We start from the raw sequence: 24056 nt of genomic DNA on the forward strand, positions 1-24056 counted from the left end.
CAAGGCAAACAAGGAGGCGCACATGGCGGAGGCTATAACCAATGCTGCCGAGGCCCAGCAGGCCCTGGCAAGGTTGTTCGAGACGCACGAGCACGCAGTGTTCTTTGGCGGTGCGGGCGTGTCCACGGCGAGTGGAATTCCGGATTTTCGCAGCGTGGATGGCCTATATCATCAGCAGTTCGACTATCCGCCCGAGACGATGCTCTCGCATTCGTTCTTTGTGTCCCATAAGCCGGACTTCTACAATTTTTATCGCAAGAAGATGATTGCGCTCGACGCAAAGCCCAATCGCGCGCACACCAAGCTCGCCGAGCTGGAGGCAGCGGGCAAGCTCGATGCCGTGGTGACGCAAAATATCGACGGTCTTCACCAGATGGCGGGCTCGAAGAACGTCTTTGAGCTGCACGGCTCGGTGCATCGCAACGTTTGCCAGCGCTGCGGCAAGACTTACGATGCCGCGTGGATTATGGCGCGTGAGCACGAGGACGCGCAGGGCGTGCCCATATGTCCCCTGTGCCGCGGCGAGATCAAGCCCGATGTCGTTCTTTACGAGGAGCCTCTCGATGACAACGTGGTCAACGGTGCGGTGGAAGCCATCTCCCATGCGGACATGCTCATCATCGGCGGCACTTCGCTCGTGGTCTATCCCGCGGCGGGCCTCACTCGTTTTTTTAACGGGGACAAGCTCGTAATCATCAACCGCGACCCCACACCGCAAGATCATAATGCCGACCTCTTGATTTCCTGCGACATCGCAGCTGCCTTCGATTTTTAAGTCCTGCAGGCGGATACAATAGGGTGTCATGCCCCGCGTTTGCATCTGTGCGCGGCATCATACGCATATCATCGTGCCGGTAGCCTGGCTATTGGCATGTACAGTTTTCGAAAGGACATCTATGGCTCACGACACCAAAGTCTGGCGCTGCGGGAAGTACGAGCTCAAGTTTGATCGCCCGCGCATCATGGGCGTCCTCAACGTTACGCCCGATTCCTTTAGCGACGGCGGCGAGCACATGGATACCGAGGCCGCCATCGCGTACGGCCTCAAGATGCTCGACGACGGCGCCGACATCATCGACGTGGGCGGCGAGTCCACACGCCCCGGCTTCACGCCCGTCTCTCCCGACGAAGAGGCGCGTCGCGTGCTGCCGGTGATTCGCGCGCTTGCTCAGCGCGGAGCCATTGTCTCGGTCGATACACGCCATGTCGAGGTGGCCAAGGCCGCCGTGCGCGTTGGCGCCTCTATCGTCAACGACGTGACGGGCTTCACCGATCCCAAGATGCTCGACTTTGTGACAACTAACAACTGCGGTGTGGTGGTCATGCACGCGGGCGAGCTTACCGCGCCCGCGCATGCGCACACCGCCGTGCAGCTGGATACCTCTGCCGCTGCTTTTGTGGCCGAGAAGGCCCGCGCTGCCGCAGAGAGTGCGGTCGCGGCGCGCAAAAGCCGCAATACCAAGCGCAGCCTGATCCAGCCCCTGCTTCCCTTTGACGAACTTCCGGCAGACATTGTGCCCGAGAAAAACGATAAGAAGAAGCCCACCAAGGGCAAGGATGCTGCCGCTAAGGACGCCGAGGTGTCGGACGCCGCCGAGACGTCATCCGACGCTCCTTCTGCCGAGGCTATCGGTGCGGCGCTCGCCGGTTCTGCCATCGAGACCACGGCTGCCGCGGTTGTTGCCGATACCGCCCAGCCCGAGCCCGATGCGCTCGCCGCTGTTATGGCTCGCTCCGTGCATCGCGAGGAAGCCTACGTGAGCACCTCGCAGTTGCGCCGCTTCACCATGCCCGATTCTGCCCCCATCATGCGTCGCGTCATGGGCTTTTTGTCCGACCAAGCGCGCGCCCTTATGCAGGCGGGCGTGGCACGTGAGCGCATCTGCATCGATCCGGGCGCCGGCTTTGGCAAGACTGCGAACGAGGACATCATCATCCAGCGCGAGACGGCCAAGATGGCCTCGCTCGGCTACCCGCTGCTGTGCGCGGTTTCGCGCAAGCGCTTCGTGGGCACCGTCTCGGGCGTGGCAGATGCTACCGAGCGCGACGCTGCCACCTTTGGCGTGTGCCTGGGCGCCATCCAGGCTGGTGCGAACATCGTGCGCGTGCATGACGTGGCCGGTTTCGCGCAGTTCCTCAACGGCTATTGGGCAGTTGCCAAGCCGCAGCCGCGCCGCGCGTTCGTGGCCCTCGGCTCCAATCTGGGCCGCCGCTTGGATAATATCCGTGCTGCCAAGGACCTTATTGCCGAGATTCCCATGACCTGTGTTTCCAATTGTTCGCGCATCTACGAGAGCGAGCCTGCCTACGAGGAGCGCCAGGAGCCCTTTGCCAATGCCGTTATCGAGATTCGCACCGAGCTCGCTCCGCTTATCCTGCTGGATCAGCTCATGGAGGTCGAGAACAAACTGGGGCGCAATCGCACCAAGAGTGCGCGCGCCAACGGGCCACGCACGCTCGATTGCGACCTTTTGTGGATGGAAGGCGAGATTCACGGCGGCGATAAGCTGCGCCTGCCGCATCCCAAGCTGGGCGAGCGCGATTTTGTGCTTGTGCCCCTCGAGGACCTTATGCACGACCCGGCGCGTTTCTTCCGCTATGAGGGCGTGGACGTAAAAGAGCCCGAGGACCGCGTGGGCCATATTGTGGGCGAGCTGGGCTCGCTGTAGTTTTGTTTGATTCGGCCCCCGCTTGGGCGGCAGACGTGGATATTCGCGCCTCTGCTCAAACGGAGCGTTTTGTGTTGAAGGAGTGCTTGTGGGCGAGATGATTGCCGGCGAGTTGCCGCAGATCGTGTTTGAGGAGTCGGTGACGTCGACTAATGATGTGGCGATCGAGCGCGGCCGCGAGGGCGCGCCACACGGCTGGGGCGTGTGTGCGCGGGAGCAAACGGAAGGTCGCGGTAGGCGCGGCCACGTATGGGCCGTGCTNACACGGCTGGGGCGTGTGTGCGCGGGAGCAAACGGAAGGTCGCGGTAGGCGCGGCCACGTATGGGCCTCGCCCGCCGGGAGCCTTTATCTTTCCTGCGTGCTGCGCCCGGGCGTTCGCATGCAGGAGTTTACGGCGCTGCCGGCAGTGTGCGCGATGGGCGTGATTGATACGCTGCGTGAGCTTGGTCTGGCCGAGCGCGTGGGCATCAAGTGGCCCAACGATATCGTGGCTCGCGTCGCGGCAGGGGAGGACGAGCCCTTTGATCGCAAGCTCGCGGGCATCTTGGTGGAGGCCAAGGCGAGCGCCGACGGTCCCTTTGCCGTGGTGGGGTTGGGCGTTAACCTGCATCCGGTGACGGTCGAGGGCGATGGCTCTCAGGTGAGCCCGCAAGCACTGGAGCCCATCTCGCTCGATGAACTGATGGGTGGGGACGGTTGCCCCGATGTGCAGGAACTCGCCGGCATGCTGCGCAATGCGATGATTGCTCGCGTAGATGCATGGGCTGCGAGGATGGCCACGATGCAGGCGGGCATGGGGCCCATGGCGCCGATTCTTTCTGAGTACTTCGACATGGTGCCTATGCTAGGCAAACAGGTTGCTGTGATTGCGCCGACGGGTCGCGTGATGGACACGGGCACGTTTTCTGGTCTGGACATCTGGGGCCGTGCAGTGGTCATCACGCCTGCAGGCGAGCAGAATTATCCTTCGGAAGCCGTAAGCCTGCGACAAATTTAGGGGCGTGTCGTATTACTCCGTCATGCGGCGATAGATCTCGCGGATGCCGCGCAGAGTGAGCTGGTTGTCGATGACGTCGAAGACGTCGGTCGATTGCGCCACCACGCTGCTGAGGCCGCCTGTGGCGATAACGCGGGCATCGGGCGCGCCGAGCTCGTTTTTAATGCGGGCCACGAGGCCTTCCGCCATGGCTGCGGCACCGATCACGGCTCCGCTCTGCACGCATTCGATCGTGTTTTTGCCGATAGCATAAGCGGGCGATTCGAGCGGAACGCTTGCCAGCTTGGAAGCGCGTGCGGTGAGGGCGTCCATGGAGATGCGGATGCCGGGGGCGATGGAGCCGCCGATATAATAGCCTTCGCTGTCGATAACATCGATATTGGTGGCGGTGCCAAAGTCGACCACGATGGCGGGCGCGCCGTAGAAGGCCTCGGCGGCAACGGCGTTAGCGATGCGGTCGGCGCCAACCTCGCTGGGGTTGGCTACGCGCAGCTTTGTTGCCTGGGCTGTCTGCGTGCCCACGACCACGGCGGTTGCCGTAAGGCGCGCTGCCACGGCGTGCCACTCGCGCGAGAGTTCGGGCACTACGCCGGCAAAAGCGATGGCTTTGACCTGGCTAAGGTCCAGGTTGGAGATGCGAAAGTAGCCCTCAAGGCGCATGTGGACCTCGTCGGCCGTGAAGGTGCGATCGGTGGGCATGCGCCAGGAGTGGACAAGGTCGTCTCCGTCAAACAGGCCGAGGGCGGTTTGCGTGTTTCCCATATCCACAGCTAAAAGCATGAGTTTCCCTTCGTATGCCGCATGCGCGATGCAAATCTTTCGCGTCAATTGTATACTTCGAGCTTGCTGCCATGCGGCTGGATGGGGCGCTGAGTTTACGCCAATTGTGGATAAAGCGCCCTAAATTGTGGAGATGTGCGAGCAAGCAAAGTTTCTTCTTGCATCAAGCATAAGTGCATCGTAATATACTTTCTTGCGCACGAGGTGCGTCCAGACATTGCGGGGTGGAGCAGTCTGGTAGCTCGCCGGGCTCATAACCCGGAGGTCGTAGGTTCAAATCCTGCCCCCGCGACCAAGAATTTTGCAGCCCGGAAGCTTAACGGCTTCCGGGCTTTTTTGTTGCTGATTGGCCGGATTTTTTCATTTCCCCTCGAGGCACAGCGGCGTCGAGGGGCTAAGGCTACCGGCTCTGCTCTATTCCTCAAAACTGAATAATTTTCGTTTTTGAGGAATAGACTCGAGGCGAGACATCTTTCAACAGGGTATATTGGCAGCAAGGTTATTCCTCAAAACTGAAAAATTATTAATTTTGAGGAATAACGGTAGGTGCCCAAAGGAGGATGCCGATGAAACTCATCAATAGAGCGTCGTATATGGATACCCTGACGAGTCTTATCGGCGTGCCGGATATCAAGGTCATTACGGGCATTCGCCGGAGTGGAAAATCGAAACTGCTCGAGTCTCTTCGCGATTTCATAGAGGCGACTCTACCTGACTCGAACGTGATTCAGATCAATTACAACCTCGATGAGTTCGAGGGACTGCTTGAGTATCATGAGCTGCTCGCTTATGTAAAAGAGCGCCGGAGGGAAGGCGCGCAGAACTTTCTGCTTATCGATGAAGTGCAGATGTGCGAGGGTTTCGAACGAGCAATCAATAGTCTCCATGCCTCTGAGCAATACGACATATTTATTACTGGATCGAACGCGTTCTTGCTGTCGAGCGACCTGTCGACGCTCTTTACGGGGCGGACATTCGAAATTGAGGTCTTCCCGTTCTCGTTTGAGGAATACCGCCTTTATAACGATGGAGGCGAGGCTGATCGCGACTTCGATGAGTATGCCCATATTGGTGGGATGTCCGGTTCCTATCCCTACCACAAGCAAGAGCAGCGCTACCAGTATCTTTCTACAGTTTTCAAGACGCTGATCGTGAGGGATATTGTACAGCGGCACAGCGTGAGGAACGAATCGGCGCTGCTGCGTATTGCCGATTACATGATGGATAACGTTTCCAACATCACGTCGGCTCGCAACATTACGGATGCCTTAAATGCGGATGGGCTAAAGATCACGAACAAGACGGTTGGCACGTATATGGGGTATCTGTGCGATGCATTCGCCTTCTATAAGGTGCGCCGGTACGACATTCGTGGCAAAAAATATCTCAAGAGCGGTGAGAAGTATTATTTGGCAGACCATGCGTTTAAGTATGCGCTGCTCGGCACGCGCGATATGGACTGGGGACGCGTGTACGAGAACATGGTAGCTATCGAACTGTTGCGTCGCGGATACGAGGTATACGTTGGCGTTCTCTATAAGAAGGAAATTGATTTTATAGCGATCAAACGAAGCGAAAAGCTCTATATCCAAGTTAGCGACGATATCAGCTCGGAAAAGACGTTTGAGAGGGAAATCTCGCCACTTCTTAAGATAGGCGACGCGTATCCCAAGATGATTCTGGCTCGCACGCATCACGAGACAACGGACCGTGACGGGGTGCAGATTGTGGACCTGGCGAGGTGGTTGTGCGGCGAGGCATAGCAAAAAAGCCTATTCCTCAAAATTGAAAATAATTCGTTTTTGAGGAATAGAAAGGCTTTGAGCCTCTTGGAAAACCGTTGGGCTGCCTTTCCAGTGCAGATTTGTGTCCGCGCCGTGAGAAATAATAGTTCGTGTCCTAACGATGGGGGGTGGACTATGACTAACGAAGCGAATCCGGCAAGCCTGCAGGCATGGAGCGTTGCAAATACCTTATCCGAGAAAGTGCTCGCTCAAGACAAGAATGGGGTTTGGTCTCCTGCGTGCGTCGCGAGCCTGCTGACGATTGTGCGAAAGGGTGCCTCGGGCGCCACGCGTAGGGAGCTCGACATGCTCCTGGGCGGTGGCGACATGTTTGGCGAGCGAGATCCCTTTGGCATCGAGCGGGAGCGGAACTGGGGTTATGACGGTTATGATGCGAGCTCAGCAACGGCAGCTTGGCTCTCTAAGTCCGCGAACCCATCAGAGGCGTTTCTGCACGAGTGCGACAGATGCGGCGTGCATGTCTCAATCGATGACTTGGCCGATCCGTGCGTTGGCCAACGGGTGACCGATTGGATAGCCGAACAAACTCACGGCCTGTTGTCGCCAGGCATCGAGCTATCGCCAGTGGCTCTTGCCTGTCTTGTGAGCGCGCTTTACATGAAGGATGCATGGGCGGATCCGTTTGACGGCGAATCGACCAAAGTCGAGAACTTCCATGCAAAGGACGGCGATATTCAAACAGCGTTTATGCACGGCAAGCGCGATTGTGCGGTAATTGTCGAGAACGGCAGCGTTGCCTTCTCGTTGCCCCTCAGCTCCGATGCCGGCATGTGTTTTGTTCTTCCGAGCGGCGAGGATGGTCATGTTGATGACGCGCTTGGGCTATTCGAGCGTCTGTCCCAAGGCGAGGGAGAATGGGGGCCCGTCGACCTGGGGATTCCTCGCTTTGAATGTGAGTCGACGCTCTCGGATGTCTGCTCGCTGCTAAAGGCCGCTGGCATCTCTGCGGCAACTGCGATGGAGCTTGCACCCATGGTGGGAGTAGAGGGAACTCCAACGCAGATTGTCCATGGCGCGAAGTTTGCCGTCGATGAGAACGGCGTAGAGGCCGGCGCATACACGGCGATGGTCGCTGTCGCGGGCCTTCCGCCGGAGAATCCGCCAGAGCCGCGCAAGATAACGCTTGACAGGCCTTTTTATGCAGCGCTCATGTCTCGCGCCGGCGTACCGCTCTTTGTGGCAAACGCCGCGCTACCGTCGGTGGACGTGCAAGAAAGGTGAGGTTGAGATTTGCGAAGGGGGCTGCTATGCCAAGGGTTGCCAACGTACTCTTTCCAGCTGACTATTTTGAAAAGATAGTTCCAGATGGGTCGATGCGCATCGAATATGAGTCTGCGTGTGCTGAGGGGCGTCTTGACGTGGGGCTTTTCGATCTGGAACTGTTCGAGGAACGTGGAGAGCTTGCGCTCGATCGCCCTTTTCTTGATGAAGCGTTGCCGTTGGTGTATCGAGGTTGGATGATGAAGCAAGACCGATACAGGGCTTTCTTTACCGCTTTGAGGGAGAAGGGGCTCTGCCCTCTGACGTCGCCGAACGCATACGAGGAGTTCCACATGTTCCCGCTTGCTTACATGCGGAATGATGCCTTGAAGGTCCATGCTCCACGGCTCGTTGCCTTTTTAGGCCATCGGGCTGATGCGGTGGTAATCAACCGCATGTTCACGGAGTTTATGGTCAAGGACTATGTAAAGTCGGTCAAAGGGACGAGGTTTCCCGTTAGCTTTCACACTCCCGTGAGCCAAGAGCGCATGGACGGGATTGTTAAAGAGTTCGTCAGGCTCCGCGGGGACCTTTTCACGGTCGGTATTGTCTGCAAAGAGTGCGTTGATCTGGCCCGCTACGGTGGTGCAACGAATGAATGGAGAGCTTTCTATCTCGACGGGAATCTCCTCAACGTATGCAGGAATTCAAATCAGCCGACCAATGTTGCGAAGCCGCCCGAGGAGCTTGTACTGGCGTGCTCAAATCTTGGGAGCCCCTACTACACCGTGGACTTTGCGGAGCGAGCGAATGGAACCTGGATTGTGGTGGAGACCGGCGACGGGCAGGTGTCGGGCCTCGCTGCGGCGCAGGATCCGGCTATCTACTATCAAGTGCTTGCGGATGCCCTCGAAAGGCGGGATTGACATGAGCGGGTTTTGCCTAAGATTCCTCGGGCTCTTTTGTCAACAACTGGTCTTTTCCACGCTGCAAAGCGCTTGACGAGATGGACGAAGCGTGCGGCGATATTCTTAAGTCTCTTGAGGGTGGGCGTATTGGGGGCATTCTCGTAGTGCGGGATTCCCCCCCAATGGTGAGCATGGCGAGTGGTTCCATCGTATAGTTGTGACCTTAGGCTCGTCGTACCTAGTCAGATATTCCCAGCACATCAAGAAAGGCGCGGTCATAGGCGTCCCATTCGGGCTTATCAAAAGACGGAACGTTGGGAATCGCCGCTTCAACCTCCTGATACGTGTGTTCGATCCAAACGTCGAGTTCGGGGACGTGCGGCATAAGATCGCTTTCGGGGATGTTGATTTTCCTTTGGACGAGCTCATCAAAAAGAGGTTTCACGGCGGGTTCGAGCTCGGCGTTGACGAGTTCCGCAAAGGGTACGGGAGGTGCCGTGCGCTTCTCGGCAACCCACTGCGCGGCCAACAGGGAGCGCATGACGTAGAAATACTTCTTCAAGCGCACGCGCTCTGCCGAGAGATGGTCCACTCGGTTCTTGCGGGCCATGTTGAGGTAGTGGTAGATGGTGGGCCGCGGTGCGAACGACGGGCCGGAGAGCTCCTTGGGCGCAGAGAACGCATCGAGTTCGCGGTAGACGATAGGGGAGTTGAGCCATTCGAAGATGGTGGGGTTTGATGCGCGCATAAGACGCAACGCCTTGCTTAGGTCCCAGCCGTTGATGTCGAGCGCCTCGTTGAGCTTCCATTCGATAACATCGCGCGCCTGTTCAAGCCGGAGGTACCACTCGGGCTCGTGCACATAGATGAATCGGACGTCGTAGTCGCTATCTTCGGAGGCGAATCCCCAAGCACGGCTCCCCGATTCGCATGCGTAGAGTACGCGAACGTCCTTGCTCGCTTCGATATTTTTGAGTTCGGCCGCGATGCGCTCGTTCATGTGCGTGGATATCGGCTTGGCTGCGTCTTCGTTCATGGCGTTCACCTCCGGGTGGCTTGGGAAAACCCTTAAGTTGAGTATAGGCGTCAGCACTCCTTTGGAGGACCTTGAAACGGGCTTGCCATGTGGCGGGAGTGTGTCCGCACGCGAGGGTAATATCCAAAACATAAAGGTTGAAAGCGGGTTTTTGAGAGTGGGCTTTATCGGTTCGACTCGAGTTTCAAAAGGCCGCGCGTGTGACAGGGGCGCAGGGAAATGATGCAGGACTTAAGGGCTTCATTATTTTTTGATGCCGATGGTGTTTTGGCGCGTACTGAGAGGCTCGTGCTTAGGCGTCCGATAGGCGAGGACGTTATGAAGTACATCGATGCGTTCGGTGGTCCATGCCCATTGCTTGCGCGCGAGTATCGACGCAATGAAGAGCTCCGGGCGGATTATTGGAAAGGCGTGCAGGGGGAGGATTCCCTGTACTGCACTATATGCGCTAAAGAAACCGGCGAGTTTCTAGGTTATTGCGCCATAGAGCGATTGAAAAGGCAATGCCCCGAGATCGCAATCAATTTGCTTGAGCACTTCCAGTCAAGGGGCTTAGGGCCGGAGGCAGTGTTGGCATTCATGGGGGCCTTTTGGAGAGTGGCGGGCGTGACGCCGTTTATCGCAAAAATCGACCCGCAGAATATCGGCAGCCAAAAGATGTTCAGGCGCCTTGGATTTGTGCCTTGGGGAATCGATACGCATTTTATTAATGACCCCGCTATTCTTGAGGGATTCGAAGAGGAGCGTCTTGAGGAGCTTGGGGGAATTCCCGAGGAGTTATGCAGCTTGGCGGAGGAGTTTGGCGTAGAGCCAAGAAAGTTGCTGAGCCATGTTTTGGTATTTAGGCATCCCGCGCACATGCCAAGATAGGGGCGAAAAGCATGGACGGGCTCATCATCATGTTTCCTTCTGGGCCGGATGGCTGGGAAGTGGTCGAAGGCTTTGCAGAAGAATATTCCGTGGCAAGATCAATGACCTTTTTCGACGCGGTTCTTTTTGATGTCGAAAAGGCAGTGAACGAGGAAATCCTGCACTTTAATCGACGTCCAGGGAACTTTGGGGTTCCCGTTATGTATCGTGGTCCTCGGCTGCCGCTCTTGCAGTACAAGTCTCTCTACAAAGCTGCTGAGAAACTTGGCATCAGGATGATAACGGACGGCTGGCACTACGCGTTAACGCACAGGTTCACGTTCGATGATTGCCATGTTTTAGGAGAGGCCCATAGGGATACGCCCGAGACTCGAGGCGTTGGCCGGCGTGGTAACTATTGCGCATACAGCGGAGACTACAGGAGAGTCTTGACAGACTCGCAGGGCGGCTGGAAGGCCGTTGCCAATAGCAATGGGCGCAAAAAAGTGATGAAGAATCTCGATGCCGACAATCGCGTCGTGGTGACGTTTGAGGATATGCCCGAAGAAGAATTCAACCGCTTGCTGGACAAGCATTTGAACAAAGACGCCGATGCCATTTACGGCAATCTGATCGTTCAGGAATGGGCTGAACTTAAGCGATATAGCGCTGCGACCAATGAATGGCGTGGCTGGTTCTTTGATGGACAGCTTTTCGAGATGCTCCCCAATTCTGGCCAACCACCTGACGCACCCAAGCCGCCGCAGTGGCTCATCGAGGGGCATTGCAGTGAGAGCGCGTTTTACGAGCTCGACTTTGCCGAGCTGTATGATGGGGATTGGCTCATCATTGGTGCGGATGACGGGCAGGTTGCCAAAAGAGCGTTGAATCAGAACGTCGGGGACTTTTACTCTTCGCTTGAGCGAATCGCTAAGGAGTCTCCGCACCTTCCCGAATGGATTTGGTGTCTTGTTGCGAATGTCTCTGAAGACGCTGCCCATGTGAGAAAAGACGGCACCGTAGGCCGTGGAACCAAGCATTTTTCTCCGGGTACAAAGGTGTATATCGGTAGCGAGTGGCATATTTGCGAAGGCCATTGGACATTCGTGGTGATGGGGAAACCGCGCCGCCAGAGGAGACTTATCCAGATTTACATGAGATCGGACAGGCTTTGCAACTTCCGCATCAAGAAGGTCTACGACAAGCGAGTGATTGAGAACATGACGCGATTTGAGCGAGGCTGTCTCAGACTGGGTGCGTCTCCCAGTGTTCATGGCGGCTGGGACAATACCGACGAGTCGAAAAAAGAAATCATGGAGTGGGTGAATCGCCTGAACGATCCTCACTTTTGGGATTGTTGCCGGTAAAGGCCCTCGGCGGAGGGGGACGTGCGCCGTTGCCCGAGCATGCCTCGCTCTTCGGGGATGCTGCCTGGAAAAGGCATGTCCCCACGGCGCGCGAGAATGAGACCACTAATAGGTTTCCTTCGAAAGGAGCGCCGAAATGCCGTTTGCAGACATCCTTTATGAGTATTTATGTCTCCTTTTAAGTCTCGCGACCATTAACCTGATCTGGTGCTTTGGCAGTCGACTGTATCGGAAAAGGAAGTTCTCCCATATGGAACTTGAGCCTCTGCGATCTGAGGTCTTTCGGGCGCTGCTGACCTCTGTGCTGGCGCCGGCCATCGTCATGATGATTCGCGCCGTGACTTCCTGGATCGCAGCACTTCTTTAGGCCGATGTCTGTATCTCAATCACCGCAAGACGCGTTCCGTCTACGGTAAACGCCACGTCGTATCCGGCGTAAGCCAAATGATAGATGCGTTCCGGCTCGTGCTTGCTGCCGGCGCGGCGCGGGTCTTGTCGCAGGACTTCTACGAGTCCCGGGAGTTTTTCGGGTTCGACGCGCCGTTGCAGCTCTTCAGGAAACTCGACTTCCAGCTCCTGCCACGGGGCGTCTTCGATCCAGCCGCCACTGGCATCCTCGTGGCAATCGGCAAAGGGGATGTAGGGCTTGATGTCGAGAATCGGCGTCCCGTCGCGCAGGTCTGCGCCAAGCACGTGGATGATGGGCCCGGTCTCGCTGTGCTCGATGCTATCGATTTTCACGCAGGTGAGACCTATCGGATTGGGCCTAAAGGGGCTGCGCGTGGCAAAAACGCCTACGCGCTCGGTGCCGCCTAAGCGTGGCGGCCGTACCGTTGCCGACCAGTTGTCGTTGGTGCCTGCCTTGTTTGCGGTTGCGCTATCGGTAGCGATGTCTTTGGCAGTACCTCCGGGCGTTCCGTTTTCAAACTGCCAGATAAGCCACAGGTGGCTAAAGCTCTCGAGTCCCGCCACGGCTGCATCCAGTGCAAACTCGGGTTCAAAAACAATCGACCCCTGCAGGTGTGGTGCCAAGAAGCTGTTGCGAGGGATGCCAAATTTTTGCGGCAGGTCGGTATGAATGTGCGCGATAGGTTTCATGGAACCGATTGTACCGTGCGGCATGCGGTATCGAGCGGACTATTCGTCGTAAAAGAGCCCGGGCGCGCGGTGGGCACGTCCGGGCTTGGGCGGTAGCTTTTACCTTGGGACATCCTACTTCTTAAAACGGTGCACTAGGTAGCTGGTGGGCGCGGAGACGTCGATGCCCAGCAGCGCGTGTCCCATCCAAAGGAAGGCGGCGAGCACTAAAAGCGGAATCAGGCACGAGGTGACAATCATCACAATGGCACCCTCAATCAGGTTTGTTGCCTGCGTGATCACGCTGTCGGTCAGGCTCTGAACGCCGCTCGAAAGAGCTGAACCAAGCTGCGCTGCGCCATCGACAAGCTGGTCCAGGAAGCTTTTGTTTTCCTGTTTCTGCTTGCTTTTGCTCTTGCTTTCCTTGGCGGCTTTTTCCTCGGCTTCCGCCTTCGCCTTCGCTTCTTCCTGTGCGATGCTCACCTGGTAGGTTTCATCGACACGCTGCGTGACCCATACGCTGGCGGGCACTACCGTGATGGCGATGGCTGCCACGATGAGCACACGCATGCCCAGGACTCGCAACACGCGGCTGGTGCTCAAGCGCCCGTGAATGCCGAGCGAGATGGCAAAGAGCACGCAGACAATGGGTATGAGCACGCCAAATGAGAGGAAGCTCAAGATTGTGAGCAGGTATTTTTCGAGGTAGAGCACCGCGAGCACAATGCCCAGGTTGCCAGCGAGCTGGGAGAGTTGCTCGGCTACGGGAGTGCCGGCGTCGTCGGGGATGGCGGTGATGGCTGCCGAGAGCGCAAGGGACGAGGTCGTGAGCGCCAAGACGTTTGTCTTCTTGGCGTCGATGACCTCTATGGTACTTCCCCAGGTCTCGACCTGCTCAAAGTGCGGGCGCAAAGCAAATTCCGAGACAAGAGCCGCAACGATCAAAAGAACGATAAAGCCGATCTGCAAAGGGCGACGTTCGCAAATCCAATCGGAAAGGCTCAGCTGCATTGTGGGTTGCGGAATTGCCTCGGCAGTAGGGATGACAGGCTCGATACCTTCTCGACCATCTTTTTGCGGCGTAATTTGATTTCGCTGCATGATGCACCTCCTGCAGACGCGTTCGTTGGTTGTCAAAATGATACCCCGCGGCATGGAGAATAGATCCAGTCAGGACGCTTTCCACGCTTCTGCCCGGCTCTGGTGCTCGCGCCCGGGTCTTTCCGCCCATCGTTTTGTCATCGCCGCTCAGCCGTTAACAAATTGGATGCTGTCAACCGTCCTGCTTTCGCGCATACAATGCATTTGGATGGAACTGACTGTCGCTCGTGTTTGCACGGCGATTCGAAGGGGAGTGGCTACCATGAAGCGTGTGTTCGGCATCGATGTGGGCGGCATGTCCGTGAAGTTTGCCATCGTCGACGAGACAGGGACCATTATTGAGCGCTGGTCTGTCCCTACGAACCTCGCCGATGCGGGTTCCCACATTCCCGATGAGATGATCTCCAGCATTAACGAAAAGCTGGCTTCGTCCCCCGAGCCTATCGTCGCTATCGGTGCGGGTATTCCCGGTCCGGTAAATGGCGAGGATGCCGTGCGCGCCGTCAATTTAGGATGGGGCAACATGCCGCTCGGCAATATTTTGCGCGAGGGAACGGGCCTGCCCGTGGCATTGATTAACGACGCTAACGCCGCTGCCGTCGGTGAGGTTTGGATGGGCGGAGAAGGTTCCGTTACGGGCAATTCCATATTTGTCACGCTGGGCACCGGTGTTGGCGGCGGCATCATTATCGATGGCAAGATCGTGGGCGGCGACCATGGTTGTGGTGGAGAGATCGGCCACATTCCGGTCGTGGCTCCCTCGGAGCGCGTGTGCGGCTGCGGCAACGTCAACTGCCTCGAGTGCTACGCCTCCGCGGCGGGGATTATCAAAAATGCAAATGAGATTGCCGAGAAAGCCGGCGAGGAATGTCGCTTCACCAAGGGCGAAGAGATTTTTGAAGAAGTAAAGCAGGGCGGGGCTACTGCCACGGCGGCGCGCGATATGACGGTCGATTATCTGGCTCGTGCGCTGGCGGGCATCATGGCGACCGTCGACCCCTCTGAGGTGATTGTGGGCGGCGGCCTCTCTGGCGCCGGGGATTTATTGATGGTTCCCCTTGCCGAGAGGCTCGACCGATATGTCTTTCCTCCTATGCGCGGCTGCTACACGTTGCGTCGCGCAACGCTGGGCAACGAAGCCGGCATTCTCGGAGCAGCATATCAGGCCCTGCAGCTTGTGTAGCCGTTGCTCATTAATCTATTTGCGGATTGTGGACTCACGCACGACGAGCTCCGTTTCAAGAAGCATCGAGCTTGCGGAGTCCGATCCGTCCATGCGCTCGATAAGCAGGTTGCAGGCCGAAAAGCCCATGTCGTAACGCGGTTGGCTGATGGTGGTAAGCGCGGGCGTGGTCATGGCTGCGGTGTCGGTATTATCAAAACCAACAACCATGAGGTCGCGTGGGACCTCGAGACCGCATTTCTTGGCCGCGCGGATTACGGCTGCGGCATACGTGTCCGAGCACGCAAAAACGCCATCGGGTCGGTTGGGAGATTCCAGCATATGGCAGATGGCGGAATAGGCGAGGCCAAAGTTGTTGTTGGGAATCTGAAGCATCCAAGAGGGACGCTCGACAAGGTCGTGCGTGCGGATAACCTCCAAGAAGCCTTCCTTGCGGCCGCGGGCGTACTTATAAACTTGCGGCCCGCATACGATGGAGAGCTTCTTGCATCCGCATGAAACCAGGTGCTCAACGGCGGTGCGCGCTGCTTCGCGGTCGTCGATGCTCACGAAGGGGATATTTGTTTCGGGGTTGTACTCGCAACACTGCACGGTAGGGACGGTGCTGGATATACGCTCGAGCGACTCTGAGGAAAGTGGACAAAGGATAATAACGCCCGCTGCTCCGCAGTTTTGCAGCATGGAGCAAAAGCGCTTGCATGATTCAACGTTGTCGGGTGAGCCCCAGGAGATAAGCATTTCCAGACCGTGCGCTTCGGCGGAAACGCGCACGCCGCGCATGATCTCGCCGTAAAAGGGGTTGTCGAGCCAGGGAATATTGACCACGATGGTACGGCGCGATGTTCCCGCCGCGGGTTGTCCGGCGATTCCGGAATAGCCGAGCTCCGACAGGCTTTTGCGCACACGCGCAACGGTGGAAGGGTTCACCAGCTCCGGATGCCTCAGTACGCGCGAGACCGTGGCAGACGAAACCTTTGCATGCTCAGCAACGTGTGCGATGGTGATTTTCTTGCTTCCGGCCATCGGCCCTCCCTCTCGATTCCAGTGGGTCGTTTGCTTTACAGCATGCAGTATGCGGCTGAAAAAAGCGAAAGGTAGGTTTGAATCGCTCGACGGTTTTGAAAACTTTTCATACGGTCGAAGTGCCCGGCGATAAAGCGCTTTAGCCAGCAAGGTATGCTTCTCTGAATACCACTTCTCTTTCGATTTACGGTAACTTGTGGTGCAAAAATAGAAAAGTGCAGGAATATAGCGCATTAGAACCACTTGAGTATCGTTTAATACCACTCACGGGAATAGCCAAAGCAAAACCATCTTTATCTCATTACGATGCAAGTGATGAAACACAAAATGAAAGAAATGAAAGAAATCTTTCATTTCCAAGGATCCATCGGTACGCATCGAGCCCTCTTTAGGGCCTGAAGGAGGCAAATATGGTTCGCGTGGGCGTTATCGGGTGCGGCAAGATCGCTCAGGTTCGTCATTTGCCCGAATACGAGGCAAATTCGAATGCGCAGATCACCGCAGTGTTCGACATGAACTACGACCGCGCCTGTGAAATCGCGAAAACCTACGGTGCCGTGGCGTACAAAACGCTCGAAGAGCTTTTGGCTTCCGACGTGGACGCCGTAAGCGTATGCACCGCCAATGCCAACCACGCCGCCTCCACCATCGCTGCCCTTAAGGCAGGCAAGCACGTGCTGTGCGAAAAGCCCATGGCTATCACCATCGACGAGTGCGAGCAGATGGTTGCCGAGGCACGCGCCGCAGGCAAGAAGCTCATGATTGACCAAAATCAGCGTTTCGCTCGCGCTCACGTGCGCGCCAAGGAGTTGCTCGACGCCGGAAAAATCGGCGATGTCCTGACCTTCCGCACGACGTTTGGTCACGGCGGGCCCGAGACGTGGAGTGTCGATCCGGGAACCGGCAGCTGGTTCTTTGACCCTAAGCGCGCCGCGATGGGTGCCATGGCAGATCTGGGCGTTCACAAGACCGACCTCATCCAATGGCTGCTCGGCCAGACCGTCGTATCCACGACTGCTCGCGTGACGACGCTCGATAAGCGCGATCCGCAAGGAAACCTGGTGGGCGTGGACGACAATGCCATTTGCGTTTACACCATGAGCGGAGGAGCCATCGGCTCCATGACGGCGAGCTGGACGTATTACGGTCCCGAGGACAACTCGACAGTGCTCTACGGAACTCGTGGCGTCATGCGCATCTACGACGATCCGGCTCATTCTATCGTCGTAGACCTCGCGTGCGGCGAGCATGAGACCTACGACGTCGAGGCCATTCAAACAAACGATAACCAGACCGCATCGGGCATCATCGATGCTTTTGTGGACTGCCTGGAAAACGATACCGATCCTGCCATCTCGGGCGAAAGCGTCCTGGCCGCCATGCGAGCGGTTTTTGGCAGCATCGAGTCGAGTAAGACCGGAACCGTCGTCAACGTGAAGCAGGGGTAGGGCATGAAACTGGGAATTATTACCTCCATCTTTGACGGATGGACCTTTGAGGAAATGATCGACGAGGTGAGCCGCATTGGCTATGAGACCATCGAGGTCGCCTCGTGGCCGCAGGGTAAAGCCGAGCGTCGCTATGCGGGCGTAACCCATGTGGATGCTGAGCGCGTGCTTGAAGACGACGCATACGCGCAGCATCTGCTTGACTACGCCGCCGAGCATCACGTGCAAATGGGCGCGCTGGCCTATTACCCCAATAATATGGATGCCGACCTCGAGCGTCGCCGTGTCTGTAACGAGCATCTGATCAACGTGATCCACGCCGCCAAGAAGCTCGGCGTACCCAAGGTGACGAGCTTTATCGGGCGCATGACAAATAAGTCACTCGAGGAAAACCTCGACGAGGTGGGAGCCGTTTGGAACCCCATCATGAAGGTCGCCGAGGACGAGGGCATTCTCGTTGCCATCGAAAACTGCCCTATGCTCTTTGACGAGACCAACTGGCCCGGTGGCCAGAACATCATGACGTCACCCGCGAACTGGCGTCGCGTGTTCGAGCGCGTGCCGAGCCCGAATTTGGGCATCGCGATCGATCCGAGCCACTTTGTGTGGCAGATGATCGATTGCGATCGTGCCATTCGCGCGTTTGCGCCCAAGATTTTCCACGTGCACTTCAAAGACATCAAGTTGCTGCGCGACCGCTTGGCCGAGTACGGCACCATGGCCTACCCGTTGGACATCATGGTGCCCAAGATTCCTGGTCTGGGCGATGTGGACTGGGGCGCATTCGTGTCTGCGCTTACCGAGGCGGGCTTTGACGGTGACGCTTGCGTCGAGGTCGAAGATCGCGCTTTTGAGTCGAGCCGCGAGCGCGTGCTTGCGAGCATCGAACAATCCTATCGGTACATGCGCCAGTTTGTAAGTTAACTGGCCAGTATGTAATGCCCATCAGGGCGGAAAGCTATGGAAGGGAAACGTTATGAACACCAACATGTCTCGTCGTTCGTTCTTGGTTGGGTCCGGCAGTGCGGTGCTTGCTGCATTCCTGACCGCGTGCGGTAGCAACGATGCCGCCAAGGGCTCTGCTGGTTCCGCTGCCAAGGGCTCCGGCAAGACCATTTACGTCCTCACCCCGTCTGAGGACCACGGCTGGACCGGCTCCGTGGCAACCTTTGCCAAGGAGAAGATCGAGGAGGTCAACAAGGCTGGCGTGTACAAGGCTGAGCTGCAGACCGCCGATTCCGCATCCAAGCAGATCCAAGAGGTCGAGGACATTCTCGCCGGCAACACCGATGAAATCGCCGGCATCGTTATCCAGCCCATGGACGACACTGTGCAGTCTGCCATCCAGTCTATCGTCGACGCAGGCATTCCGTACGTGGCCTTCGACCGCATTATCGAGGCTGTAGCCGATACCGCCGTCTCTAACGTCAAGGGCGACAACGAGGGCATCGGCGCCGGCTCTGCTGCCTACTTTGTCGAGAACGGCATGAAGCCGGGCGACAAGGTGTACGTGTACCAGGGCGACACCTCCTCCGTCACCACCCTGCGCGACAGCGGCTTTGGCGAGTACCTCACCGGTAAGATCGAGTTTGACGGCAAGAAGATCGCCGACGACGCCAAGTGGACCGAGGACCAGGTCAACGATGCTGTCACCAAGTCCGGCGCCATGAACTGGAGCCGCTCCGACACCAAGGCTTCCTTCGAGTCCCTGATGGGCGACGAGTCCAACGCCGAGATCAAGTGGTTCTACGCCGAGGACGACGAGCTTGCCATGGGTATCCTCGAGGCCCTCAACGGCGGCGGCATCTCCGACGCTACCAAGGACAAGATCTTTGCCACCAAGCCGTTCATCACCGGTTGCGGCGGCCTTGACGAGTACTACGAGGTCATCCGCGGTAACTCCTACCAGGATATCGTCAAGAACCTTGGCGGCGTTATGTCCGTCACCTACTCGCCGTCCATGATTCAGCTGGCCATTCAGGATATGGTCGACCATCTTGACGGTAAGGAAGTCGCACAGGATCACGTCATCAAGTGCGAGAACGTTACTAAGGATAACGTCAAGGACTTCAAGTCCTTCAAGTAAGCCTTTCCCTGCCCCGTCGCAGCCTTCCAGCCGACGGGGCATTGGCTGTTTGATGCGGGCGGAGTCGCGGCTGCGCTCCGTCCGCATTCGTTAGGAGGTAATGCTCATGGAACTCCTGAACATGAGCGGGATCTACAAAGCGTTTAGTGGCGTCTCGGTGCTTTCGGGTGTGGAGCTGCATGTAAACGTGGGCGAGATTCACGCATTGCTAGGAGAGAACGGCGCCGGCAAGTCGACGTTGATGAACATCCTCTCCGGTTCCTATACGGCAGACGCCGGAACTGTCACCTTCGACGGTGCGGACATCACCGGCTCTTCCATCAAGCAGATCGAGGACGCAGGCATCGCTTTTGTGCACCAGGAGCTCAATCTGTTCAATGACCTGCTGGCATACGAAAACATCTTCTTGGGGGCCGAGGAGACCACCCCGTGGGGTTCGCTCAAAAAGCGCGACATGGCAAATAAGGCTGCCGAGCTCTTTGAGCGCTTGGGCGTGGACATCGACCCATATGCACTGGTAGACGATTTGAAACCGAGTGAAAAGCAGCTGCTCGAGATCAGCCGCGCACTGTTCCGCAACGCCAAGCTGCTCATTTTGGATGAGCCTACCGCTTCGCTCAATACCGACGAAGTGGAGCACATGTTCCAGATCGTGCGCGGCCTGCGCGACAAGGGCACGTCGTTCATTTTCATTTCGCACAAGATGCCCGAGATTTTTGAACTTTGCGATACCTATACGGTGCTTCGCAACGGAAAATTCATCGCGAATGGCAATATCTCCGACACCACCCCTCGCGAGGTTACCAACCTGCTTGTGGGCGCTGCACTCTCTGATCGCGACGCCTACGAGCCGCGCGAGCTGGGCGAGGAGATGCTTCGCGTTGAGCATTTTAGCGGCGAGGGCTTTACAGACGTTACGTTCACGGCGCGTCGCGGGCAGATTATCGGCCTTACAGGTCTTAAGGGCTGCGGCAGCTCCGAGCTGATGCAGGGCCTTTTTGGTATCTACCATCCTTCGGGCGGCAACGTGGAGGTGTGCGGCAAGAAGCTGCACGGTGGATCGATTCACGAGGCAATGGGCGCAGGCATAGCGATGCTGCCCGCCGACCGCAAGGAAAACTCGGTGATTCCGGACATGTCGTTGCTCGAGAACATGTATCTGTCCGAGCATGTGCTTTCTGCCCGTTCGTTCGCCATCAATACCAAGCGTGAGAACGAGCGCTTCGAGAAATACGGCAAGCTGCTCAACATCAAGGCGAATTCCTCGGCCGATAATATCAACTCGCTTTCGGGCGGCAACCAGCAGAAGGTCTTTTTGGCCCGATGGCTCAACACCGACGCTCAGGTACTCTTGCTCGACAACCCCACACAAGGTATCGACGTTGGCGCGAAGTCCGAGATTTATCACCTGATTTTGGATCTGGCTCGCAAGGGCAAGACGGTGATTATCAATACACTCGAGATTCCCGAGCTGCGCGAAGTGGCTGACGTCTGCTATGTGCTCTACGAGGGGCGCGTGGTCAAAGAGTTGGCGCATGACGAGATTAACGAGCAGACGGTGATGCTCTATTCGACGAACTCCGCTGCATAGGCTTATTGATTGGAATGGTGAGGTGCATCTTATGAAAGACGCAGCTGTGAACAAGAAACCGGCGCCGGCTGGCCTGCTCAACATTGTTAAGACTTACAGCTTTGTGCTGGTGTTCTTGGTCATCTACATCGTGTACGCATCTGTTTCGGGCGGCTTTGCCTTGGGCGCGGCCATGAACGTGTTCCGTCACAGCGCCGTGATCGGCGTGATTGCCATTGGCATGGGTATCGTGTGCCTTACGGGCGACATCGACCTTTCCGTGGGCTCGATGCTCGCGTTTGTGGCCGGTTTCTCGGTCGTGGTGTTCAATCAGACCAATTCCATTCCGCTGACGCTGCTGTTTGCTGTCCTTTTTGGAGCGCTGTGCGGCTTGATCAACGGTGTGCTCGTAGGCATCGTGCAGATGCCGTCGTTTATCGTCACGTTGGCAACGATGCTTATCTATCGCTCCCTCTCGCAGTATGCGTGCCAGCATATCCCGGCTGAACTTATCGGCAACGGCAGCTCGGTTTTCCGTATGTCCAATGCGCTCGACAGTTACCGGGCGTTTTATGCATTCGGCAACGGCAAGGTTGCCGGAATCATGCCGATCGTGGGCCTGATCATGGTGCTTATGGTGGTGCTGTTTGTCTATATCTGCACCTCGACGAAGTTTGGCAAGAAGATTTACGCCGTGGGCTCCAACGCTCGCGCCGCGCACCTTGCGGGCATCAACGTGTCTGCTATGCGTACCTTGGTCTTTGTGATCGCCGGCGCTTTGGTAGGACTGGGAGCGTTTCTGTGGATCGCTATGAACGCAAGCGCCGACCCCGCCACCACGGGCAAAAGCTACGAGATGTACGCCATCGCGGCCGTTGTACTTGGCGGCATTGCCATGAGTGGCGGCAAGGGCCGCATCTTGGGCGTGCTGTTTGGCGCCATGTCGTACACCGTGATCGATAAGATCATCATCGCCCTCAAGATGGATTCGCTCATCAACGATACCATCAAGGGTGTGATCTTGATCGTGGTCATTTTGATCCAGGTTGCAGGACCACAGCTCAAGGCGCGTTTTGGAAAGAGCAAAGTGGTTAAATAGCGCACTTGCGCAATAGCGTCGTGACAGCCGCCGCCGGGCAGTTCTTCCCGGCGGCGGTTTTGCTGTTGGGCTTTGCCGCTGGGCGCAGGGCAGCCTCGTGCCGCTTGCCCGAGCTTGAGTTCCCATATGGCGGCTACAATGGCCGGGTGGGATAGATCATCACTTCGCCCTGGGAGGCATTATGGATATACCTGTAGATTACGAGCTGCTCGTGCGGCAGATTGAGGCTTTGGCTCAAGCCGACAATCACTGGCTGCCGGTTCTGTCCAATGCATCGGCTTGTCTTTTCGAGGCTATGGACAACATCAACTGGGCGGGATTCTATGTGGTGGACGAATCCACGCGAGACCAAAAGACGCCGGAGCTGCGCCTGGGCCCCTTCCAAGGCAAAGTTGCCTGCGTGCGCATTCCCTTTGGGCGTGGCGTGTGTGGAACCGCTGCGGCAGAGGACAAGACGCAGCTGGTCTCCGACGTGCACGCGTTTCCGGGGCACATCGCCTGCAATGCGGCGTCGCGTTCCGAGGTGGTCGTGCCGCTTCATTGCGGGGGCCGCGTGGTGGGCGTGCTAGACATCGACAGTCCTCTGCTTGACCGGTTTTCTGCATATGATGCGCGGGGACTTGAGTCTTTCGTCCGCGCTTTAGAGAACTGTATTTGCTGGAATGCTTGCTAAGCGATTTATGTAGCAAAGCGCTTTTGCCGGCGATATAAAACGCCTTTTGCGGAGGGTCGACTTTCGGGTTGTTCCCTTCGTCGCCGCTCTGGCGGGGAAGGCGCCGCCCTCAGGCCCTCCTCGCATCTCGCCGCCTGCCGCTTGACGTATTTCCGCATGCCGATGGGCCTTTCATGCGAAGGCTTCCGTACGTTACGCTGACGCTTGCTAGCTGCGACGTCTGGATAGACCCCGGGCGCCGCCACAAAGAGAGGAGCTATTATGGGTCGTTTGGATAACAAGGTTGCTGTTGTTACCGGTGCAAACTCCGGTGTGGGTGCTGCTATTGCCAAGCTGTTTGCTGCCGAGGGCGCAAAGGTCGTTATGACCGCGCGCCGCGAGGCTGCGCTCGAAGAGGTCTCTGCCGAGATTCAGGCTGCCGGCGGCGAGACGCTCGTTGTTCCCACCGACATCTCCAAGCCCGAAGACCCCGAGCGTATGATGGCTGCTGCCGAGGAGAAGTTTGGCCAGATTGACATCCTCGTTAATAACGCGGGCATTCTTGAAAGCGGCCTTAAGCCGGTCGACCGTTTTACGGACGAGGACCTCGATCGCATTATCGAGACCAATCAGAAGGGCACCATGCGTTGCATGCGCGCGGCAACCAAGCGCATGAAAGCGGGCGCGAGTATCGTGAACATCGCATCTGTCGCCGGCGAGAAGGGCTGCGGCGGCGCGGTGTACGTTTCTACCAAGGCCGCGGTAATCGGCGTGACCAAGCATACCGCGCTGCGCTTCCAGGCAACGGGCATTCGCTGCAACGCCATTTGCCCGGGCACCATTGTGACCCCTATGGTCGCTGGCACCACTGCTGCCGATATGGATCCCGACATGATGGGTGCCATGGCCGCGCATTCCAACCTGCAGACTCAGCCCTGCATGCCTGAGGACGTGGCGAATATCGCGCTGTTTTTGGCCAGCGACGAGTCTCGTGCCCTCACCGGTCAAATTCTCGTAAGCGACTTTGGCGCAATGCTCTAACGTGCAACTCCCCCTACGAATTTGATGGCATTTCTGACAGATTGCTGACGGAAATTGTTAGAATGTTGCTCAACATTTTTGGGGTTGCTATCGAGCCGCTAACCGCCCATGCGCATCATGGCGTACGGGCGGTTTTGTTATGTCGCTAGGGGCTGATATTCAAT

Annotated in this window: 22 protein-coding genes and 1 tRNA gene; 18 read left to right on the forward strand and 5 right to left on the reverse strand. The window is 57.2% G+C overall.

Annotated features, from left to right (window positions below; all coding sequences use genetic code 11):
* Positions 1-22: 22 nt before the first annotated feature.
* From BQ9843_RS05960 to BQ9843_RS05975, 3 genes are all read left to right on the forward strand, one after another.
* The gene (locus BQ9843_RS05960) at positions 23-775 is read left to right on the forward strand and encodes an NAD-dependent protein deacylase (protein WP_075844283.1); all 753 of its coding nucleotides are present in this window, start codon (positions 23-25) and stop codon (positions 773-775) included.
* Between the two features lie 121 nt (positions 776-896).
* Positions 897-2669, forward strand: coding sequence for a dihydropteroate synthase (folP, locus tag BQ9843_RS05965; RefSeq protein ID WP_075844284.1), 1773 nt, complete (start codon positions 897-899; stop codon positions 2667-2669).
* A gap of 155 nt (positions 2670-2824) precedes the next feature.
* Positions 2825-3667: a biotin--[acetyl-CoA-carboxylase] ligase gene (locus BQ9843_RS05975; protein WP_230205625.1), complete on the forward strand. Its 843-nt coding sequence runs from the start codon at positions 2825-2827 to the stop codon at positions 3665-3667.
* A gap of 12 nt (positions 3668-3679) precedes the next feature.
* On the opposite strand, the gene BQ9843_RS05980 is transcribed toward BQ9843_RS05975, so the two are convergent.
* A complete protein-coding gene (locus BQ9843_RS05980; protein ID WP_075844287.1) occupies positions 3680-4447 on the reverse strand; it encodes a type III pantothenate kinase in 768 nt (255 codons plus the stop codon).
* 218 nt (positions 4448-4665) lie between these two features.
* On the opposite strand from BQ9843_RS05980, the gene BQ9843_RS05985 reads away from it, so the two are divergent.
* From BQ9843_RS05985 to BQ9843_RS06000, 4 genes are all read left to right on the forward strand, one after another.
* Positions 4666-4742: transfer RNA gene (locus tag BQ9843_RS05985), tRNA-Met, on the forward strand.
* A 271-nt stretch (positions 4743-5013) separates the two neighbouring features.
* A complete protein-coding gene (locus BQ9843_RS05990; RefSeq protein ID WP_075844288.1) occupies positions 5014-6210 on the forward strand; it encodes an ATP-binding protein in 1197 nt (398 codons plus the stop codon).
* A gap of 156 nt (positions 6211-6366) precedes the next feature.
* Complete coding sequence (locus BQ9843_RS05995) at positions 6367-7473, forward strand: serpin family protein (RefSeq protein WP_075844289.1); 1107 nt, start codon at positions 6367-6369, stop codon at positions 7471-7473.
* Between the two features lie 26 nt (positions 7474-7499).
* Positions 7500-8378, forward strand: a complete 879-nt coding sequence (locus BQ9843_RS06000) for an ATP-grasp domain-containing protein (protein WP_083647953.1) — start codon at positions 7500-7502, stop codon at positions 8376-8378.
* Positions 8379-8598: 220 nt separating this feature from the next.
* Here BQ9843_RS06000 and BQ9843_RS06005 read toward each other — a convergent pair whose 3' ends face one another.
* Positions 8599-9396, reverse strand: coding sequence for a nucleotidyltransferase domain-containing protein (locus BQ9843_RS06005; RefSeq protein WP_083647954.1), 798 nt, complete (start codon positions 9394-9396; stop codon positions 8599-8601).
* 318 nt (positions 9397-9714) lie between these two features.
* On the opposite strand from BQ9843_RS06005, the gene BQ9843_RS06010 reads away from it, so the two are divergent.
* Both BQ9843_RS06010 and BQ9843_RS06015 read left to right on the forward strand, forming a co-directional pair.
* Positions 9715-10266: a GNAT family N-acetyltransferase gene (locus tag BQ9843_RS06010; protein ID WP_195906627.1), complete on the forward strand. Its 552-nt coding sequence runs from the start codon at positions 9715-9717 to the stop codon at positions 10264-10266.
* An 11-nt stretch (positions 10267-10277) separates the two neighbouring features.
* Positions 10278-11612, forward strand: coding sequence for an ATP-grasp domain-containing protein (locus tag BQ9843_RS06015; protein WP_075844291.1), 1335 nt, complete (start codon positions 10278-10280; stop codon positions 11610-11612).
* 363 nt (positions 11613-11975) lie between these two features.
* Here BQ9843_RS06015 and tsaA read toward each other — a convergent pair whose 3' ends face one another.
* Together tsaA and BQ9843_RS06030 are read right to left on the reverse strand one after the other, a co-directional pair.
* Positions 11976-12710: a tRNA (N6-threonylcarbamoyladenosine(37)-N6)-methyltransferase TrmO gene (gene tsaA / locus BQ9843_RS06025; RefSeq protein WP_075844293.1), complete on the reverse strand. Its 735-nt coding sequence runs from the start codon at positions 12708-12710 to the stop codon at positions 11976-11978.
* Positions 12711-12824: 114 nt separating this feature from the next.
* The gene (locus tag BQ9843_RS06030; protein WP_075844294.1) at positions 12825-13790 is read right to left on the reverse strand and encodes a hypothetical protein; all 966 of its coding nucleotides are present in this window, start codon (positions 13788-13790) and stop codon (positions 12825-12827) included.
* Between the two features lie 262 nt (positions 13791-14052).
* On the opposite strand from BQ9843_RS06030, the gene BQ9843_RS06035 reads away from it, so the two are divergent.
* On the forward strand, positions 14053-14973 hold the full coding sequence (locus BQ9843_RS06035) for an ROK family protein (RefSeq protein WP_075844295.1): 921 nt from the start codon (positions 14053-14055) through the stop codon (positions 14971-14973).
* Positions 14974-14988: 15 nt separating this feature from the next.
* On the opposite strand, the gene BQ9843_RS06040 is transcribed toward BQ9843_RS06035, so the two are convergent.
* Complete coding sequence (locus BQ9843_RS06040) at positions 14989-15996, reverse strand: LacI family DNA-binding transcriptional regulator (protein ID WP_075844296.1); 1008 nt, start codon at positions 15994-15996, stop codon at positions 14989-14991.
* Between the two features lie 410 nt (positions 15997-16406).
* Between BQ9843_RS06040 and BQ9843_RS06045 the strand changes: the two genes are divergently transcribed.
* The 8 genes from BQ9843_RS06045 to BQ9843_RS06075 all read left to right on the forward strand — a co-directional run bounded on the left by BQ9843_RS06045 (position 16407) and on the right by BQ9843_RS06075 (position 23892).
* Positions 16407-17444, forward strand: coding sequence for a Gfo/Idh/MocA family protein (locus BQ9843_RS06045; RefSeq protein ID WP_075844297.1), 1038 nt, complete (start codon positions 16407-16409; stop codon positions 17442-17444).
* Between the two features lie 3 nt (positions 17445-17447).
* The gene (locus BQ9843_RS06050) at positions 17448-18368 is read left to right on the forward strand and encodes a sugar phosphate isomerase/epimerase family protein (RefSeq protein ID WP_075844298.1); all 921 of its coding nucleotides are present in this window, start codon (positions 17448-17450) and stop codon (positions 18366-18368) included.
* Between the two features lie 52 nt (positions 18369-18420).
* The gene (locus BQ9843_RS06055; RefSeq protein ID WP_022386751.1) at positions 18421-19530 is read left to right on the forward strand and encodes a substrate-binding domain-containing protein; all 1110 of its coding nucleotides are present in this window, start codon (positions 18421-18423) and stop codon (positions 19528-19530) included.
* A 106-nt stretch (positions 19531-19636) separates the two neighbouring features.
* Positions 19637-21121, forward strand: a complete 1485-nt coding sequence (locus tag BQ9843_RS06060; RefSeq protein WP_075844299.1) for a sugar ABC transporter ATP-binding protein — start codon at positions 19637-19639, stop codon at positions 21119-21121.
* A gap of 31 nt (positions 21122-21152) precedes the next feature.
* Entirely contained in the window at positions 21153-22199 is a 1047-nt protein-coding gene (locus BQ9843_RS06065) for an ABC transporter permease (RefSeq protein WP_022386753.1), read from the forward strand.
* A 20-nt stretch (positions 22200-22219) separates the two neighbouring features.
* A complete protein-coding gene (locus BQ9843_RS08930; RefSeq protein WP_268258803.1) occupies positions 22220-22354 on the forward strand; it encodes a hypothetical protein in 135 nt (44 codons plus the stop codon).
* 26 nt (positions 22355-22380) lie between these two features.
* Positions 22381-22872 carry a GAF domain-containing protein gene (locus tag BQ9843_RS06070; protein WP_075844300.1) on the forward strand — a complete coding sequence of 164 codons (492 nt, stop codon included), beginning with the start codon at positions 22381-22383 and terminating at the stop codon, positions 22870-22872.
* Positions 22873-23133: 261 nt separating this feature from the next.
* Positions 23134-23892 (forward strand): SDR family NAD(P)-dependent oxidoreductase, encoded by a 759-nt coding sequence (locus BQ9843_RS06075; protein WP_075844301.1) that lies wholly within the window; start codon positions 23134-23136, stop codon positions 23890-23892.
* The last annotated feature ends 164 nt before the right edge of the window (positions 23893-24056 follow it).

The sequence above is a fragment of the Collinsella bouchesdurhonensis genome, from assembly GCF_900155365.1.
Classification (GTDB): Bacteria; Actinomycetota; Coriobacteriia; order Coriobacteriales; family Coriobacteriaceae; genus Collinsella; species Collinsella bouchesdurhonensis.

What these genes read in the sequence shown, in the direction of transcription:
- BQ9843_RS05980 (WP_075844287.1), bottom strand. Translation starts at nt 4,447, where the DNA reads ATGCTTTTAGCTGTGGATATGGGAAACACGCAAACCGCCCTCGGCCTG.
- BQ9843_RS05960 (WP_075844283.1), top strand. Translation starts at nt 23, where the DNA reads ATGGCGGAGGCTATAACCAATGCTGCCGAGGCCCAGCAGGCCCTGGCA.
- BQ9843_RS06070 (WP_075844300.1), top strand. Translation starts at nt 22,381, where the DNA reads ATGGATATACCTGTAGATTACGAGCTGCTCGTGCGGCAGATTGAGGCT.
- BQ9843_RS06000 (WP_083647953.1), top strand. Translation starts at nt 7,500, where the DNA reads ATGCCAAGGGTTGCCAACGTACTCTTTCCAGCTGACTATTTTGAAAAG.
- BQ9843_RS06050 (WP_075844298.1), top strand. Translation starts at nt 17,448, where the DNA reads ATGAAACTGGGAATTATTACCTCCATCTTTGACGGATGGACCTTTGAG.
- folP (WP_075844284.1), top strand. Translation starts at nt 897, where the DNA reads ATGGCTCACGACACCAAAGTCTGGCGCTGCGGGAAGTACGAGCTCAAG.
- BQ9843_RS06035 (WP_075844295.1), top strand. Translation starts at nt 14,053, where the DNA reads ATGAAGCGTGTGTTCGGCATCGATGTGGGCGGCATGTCCGTGAAGTTT.
- BQ9843_RS05990 (WP_075844288.1), top strand. Translation starts at nt 5,014, where the DNA reads ATGAAACTCATCAATAGAGCGTCGTATATGGATACCCTGACGAGTCTT.
- BQ9843_RS06005 (WP_083647954.1), bottom strand. Translation starts at nt 9,396, where the DNA reads ATGAACGAAGACGCAGCCAAGCCGATATCCACGCACATGAACGAGCGC.
- BQ9843_RS06015 (WP_075844291.1), top strand. Translation starts at nt 10,278, where the DNA reads ATGGACGGGCTCATCATCATGTTTCCTTCTGGGCCGGATGGCTGGGAA.
- BQ9843_RS06055 (WP_022386751.1), top strand. Translation starts at nt 18,421, where the DNA reads ATGAACACCAACATGTCTCGTCGTTCGTTCTTGGTTGGGTCCGGCAGT.
- BQ9843_RS06075 (WP_075844301.1), top strand. Translation starts at nt 23,134, where the DNA reads ATGGGTCGTTTGGATAACAAGGTTGCTGTTGTTACCGGTGCAAACTCC.
- BQ9843_RS06060 (WP_075844299.1), top strand. Translation starts at nt 19,637, where the DNA reads ATGGAACTCCTGAACATGAGCGGGATCTACAAAGCGTTTAGTGGCGTC.
- BQ9843_RS06040 (WP_075844296.1), bottom strand. Translation starts at nt 15,996, where the DNA reads ATGGCCGGAAGCAAGAAAATCACCATCGCACACGTTGCTGAGCATGCA.
- tsaA (WP_075844293.1), bottom strand. Translation starts at nt 12,710, where the DNA reads ATGAAACCTATCGCGCACATTCATACCGACCTGCCGCAAAAATTTGGC.
- BQ9843_RS05995 (WP_075844289.1), top strand. Translation starts at nt 6,367, where the DNA reads ATGACTAACGAAGCGAATCCGGCAAGCCTGCAGGCATGGAGCGTTGCA.
- BQ9843_RS06010 (WP_195906627.1), top strand. Translation starts at nt 9,715, where the DNA reads ATGAAGTACATCGATGCGTTCGGTGGTCCATGCCCATTGCTTGCGCGC.
- BQ9843_RS06065 (WP_022386753.1), top strand. Translation starts at nt 21,153, where the DNA reads ATGAAAGACGCAGCTGTGAACAAGAAACCGGCGCCGGCTGGCCTGCTC.
- BQ9843_RS06030 (WP_075844294.1), bottom strand. Translation starts at nt 13,790, where the DNA reads ATGCAGCGAAATCAAATTACGCCGCAAAAAGATGGTCGAGAAGGTATC.
- BQ9843_RS06045 (WP_075844297.1), top strand. Translation starts at nt 16,407, where the DNA reads ATGGTTCGCGTGGGCGTTATCGGGTGCGGCAAGATCGCTCAGGTTCGT.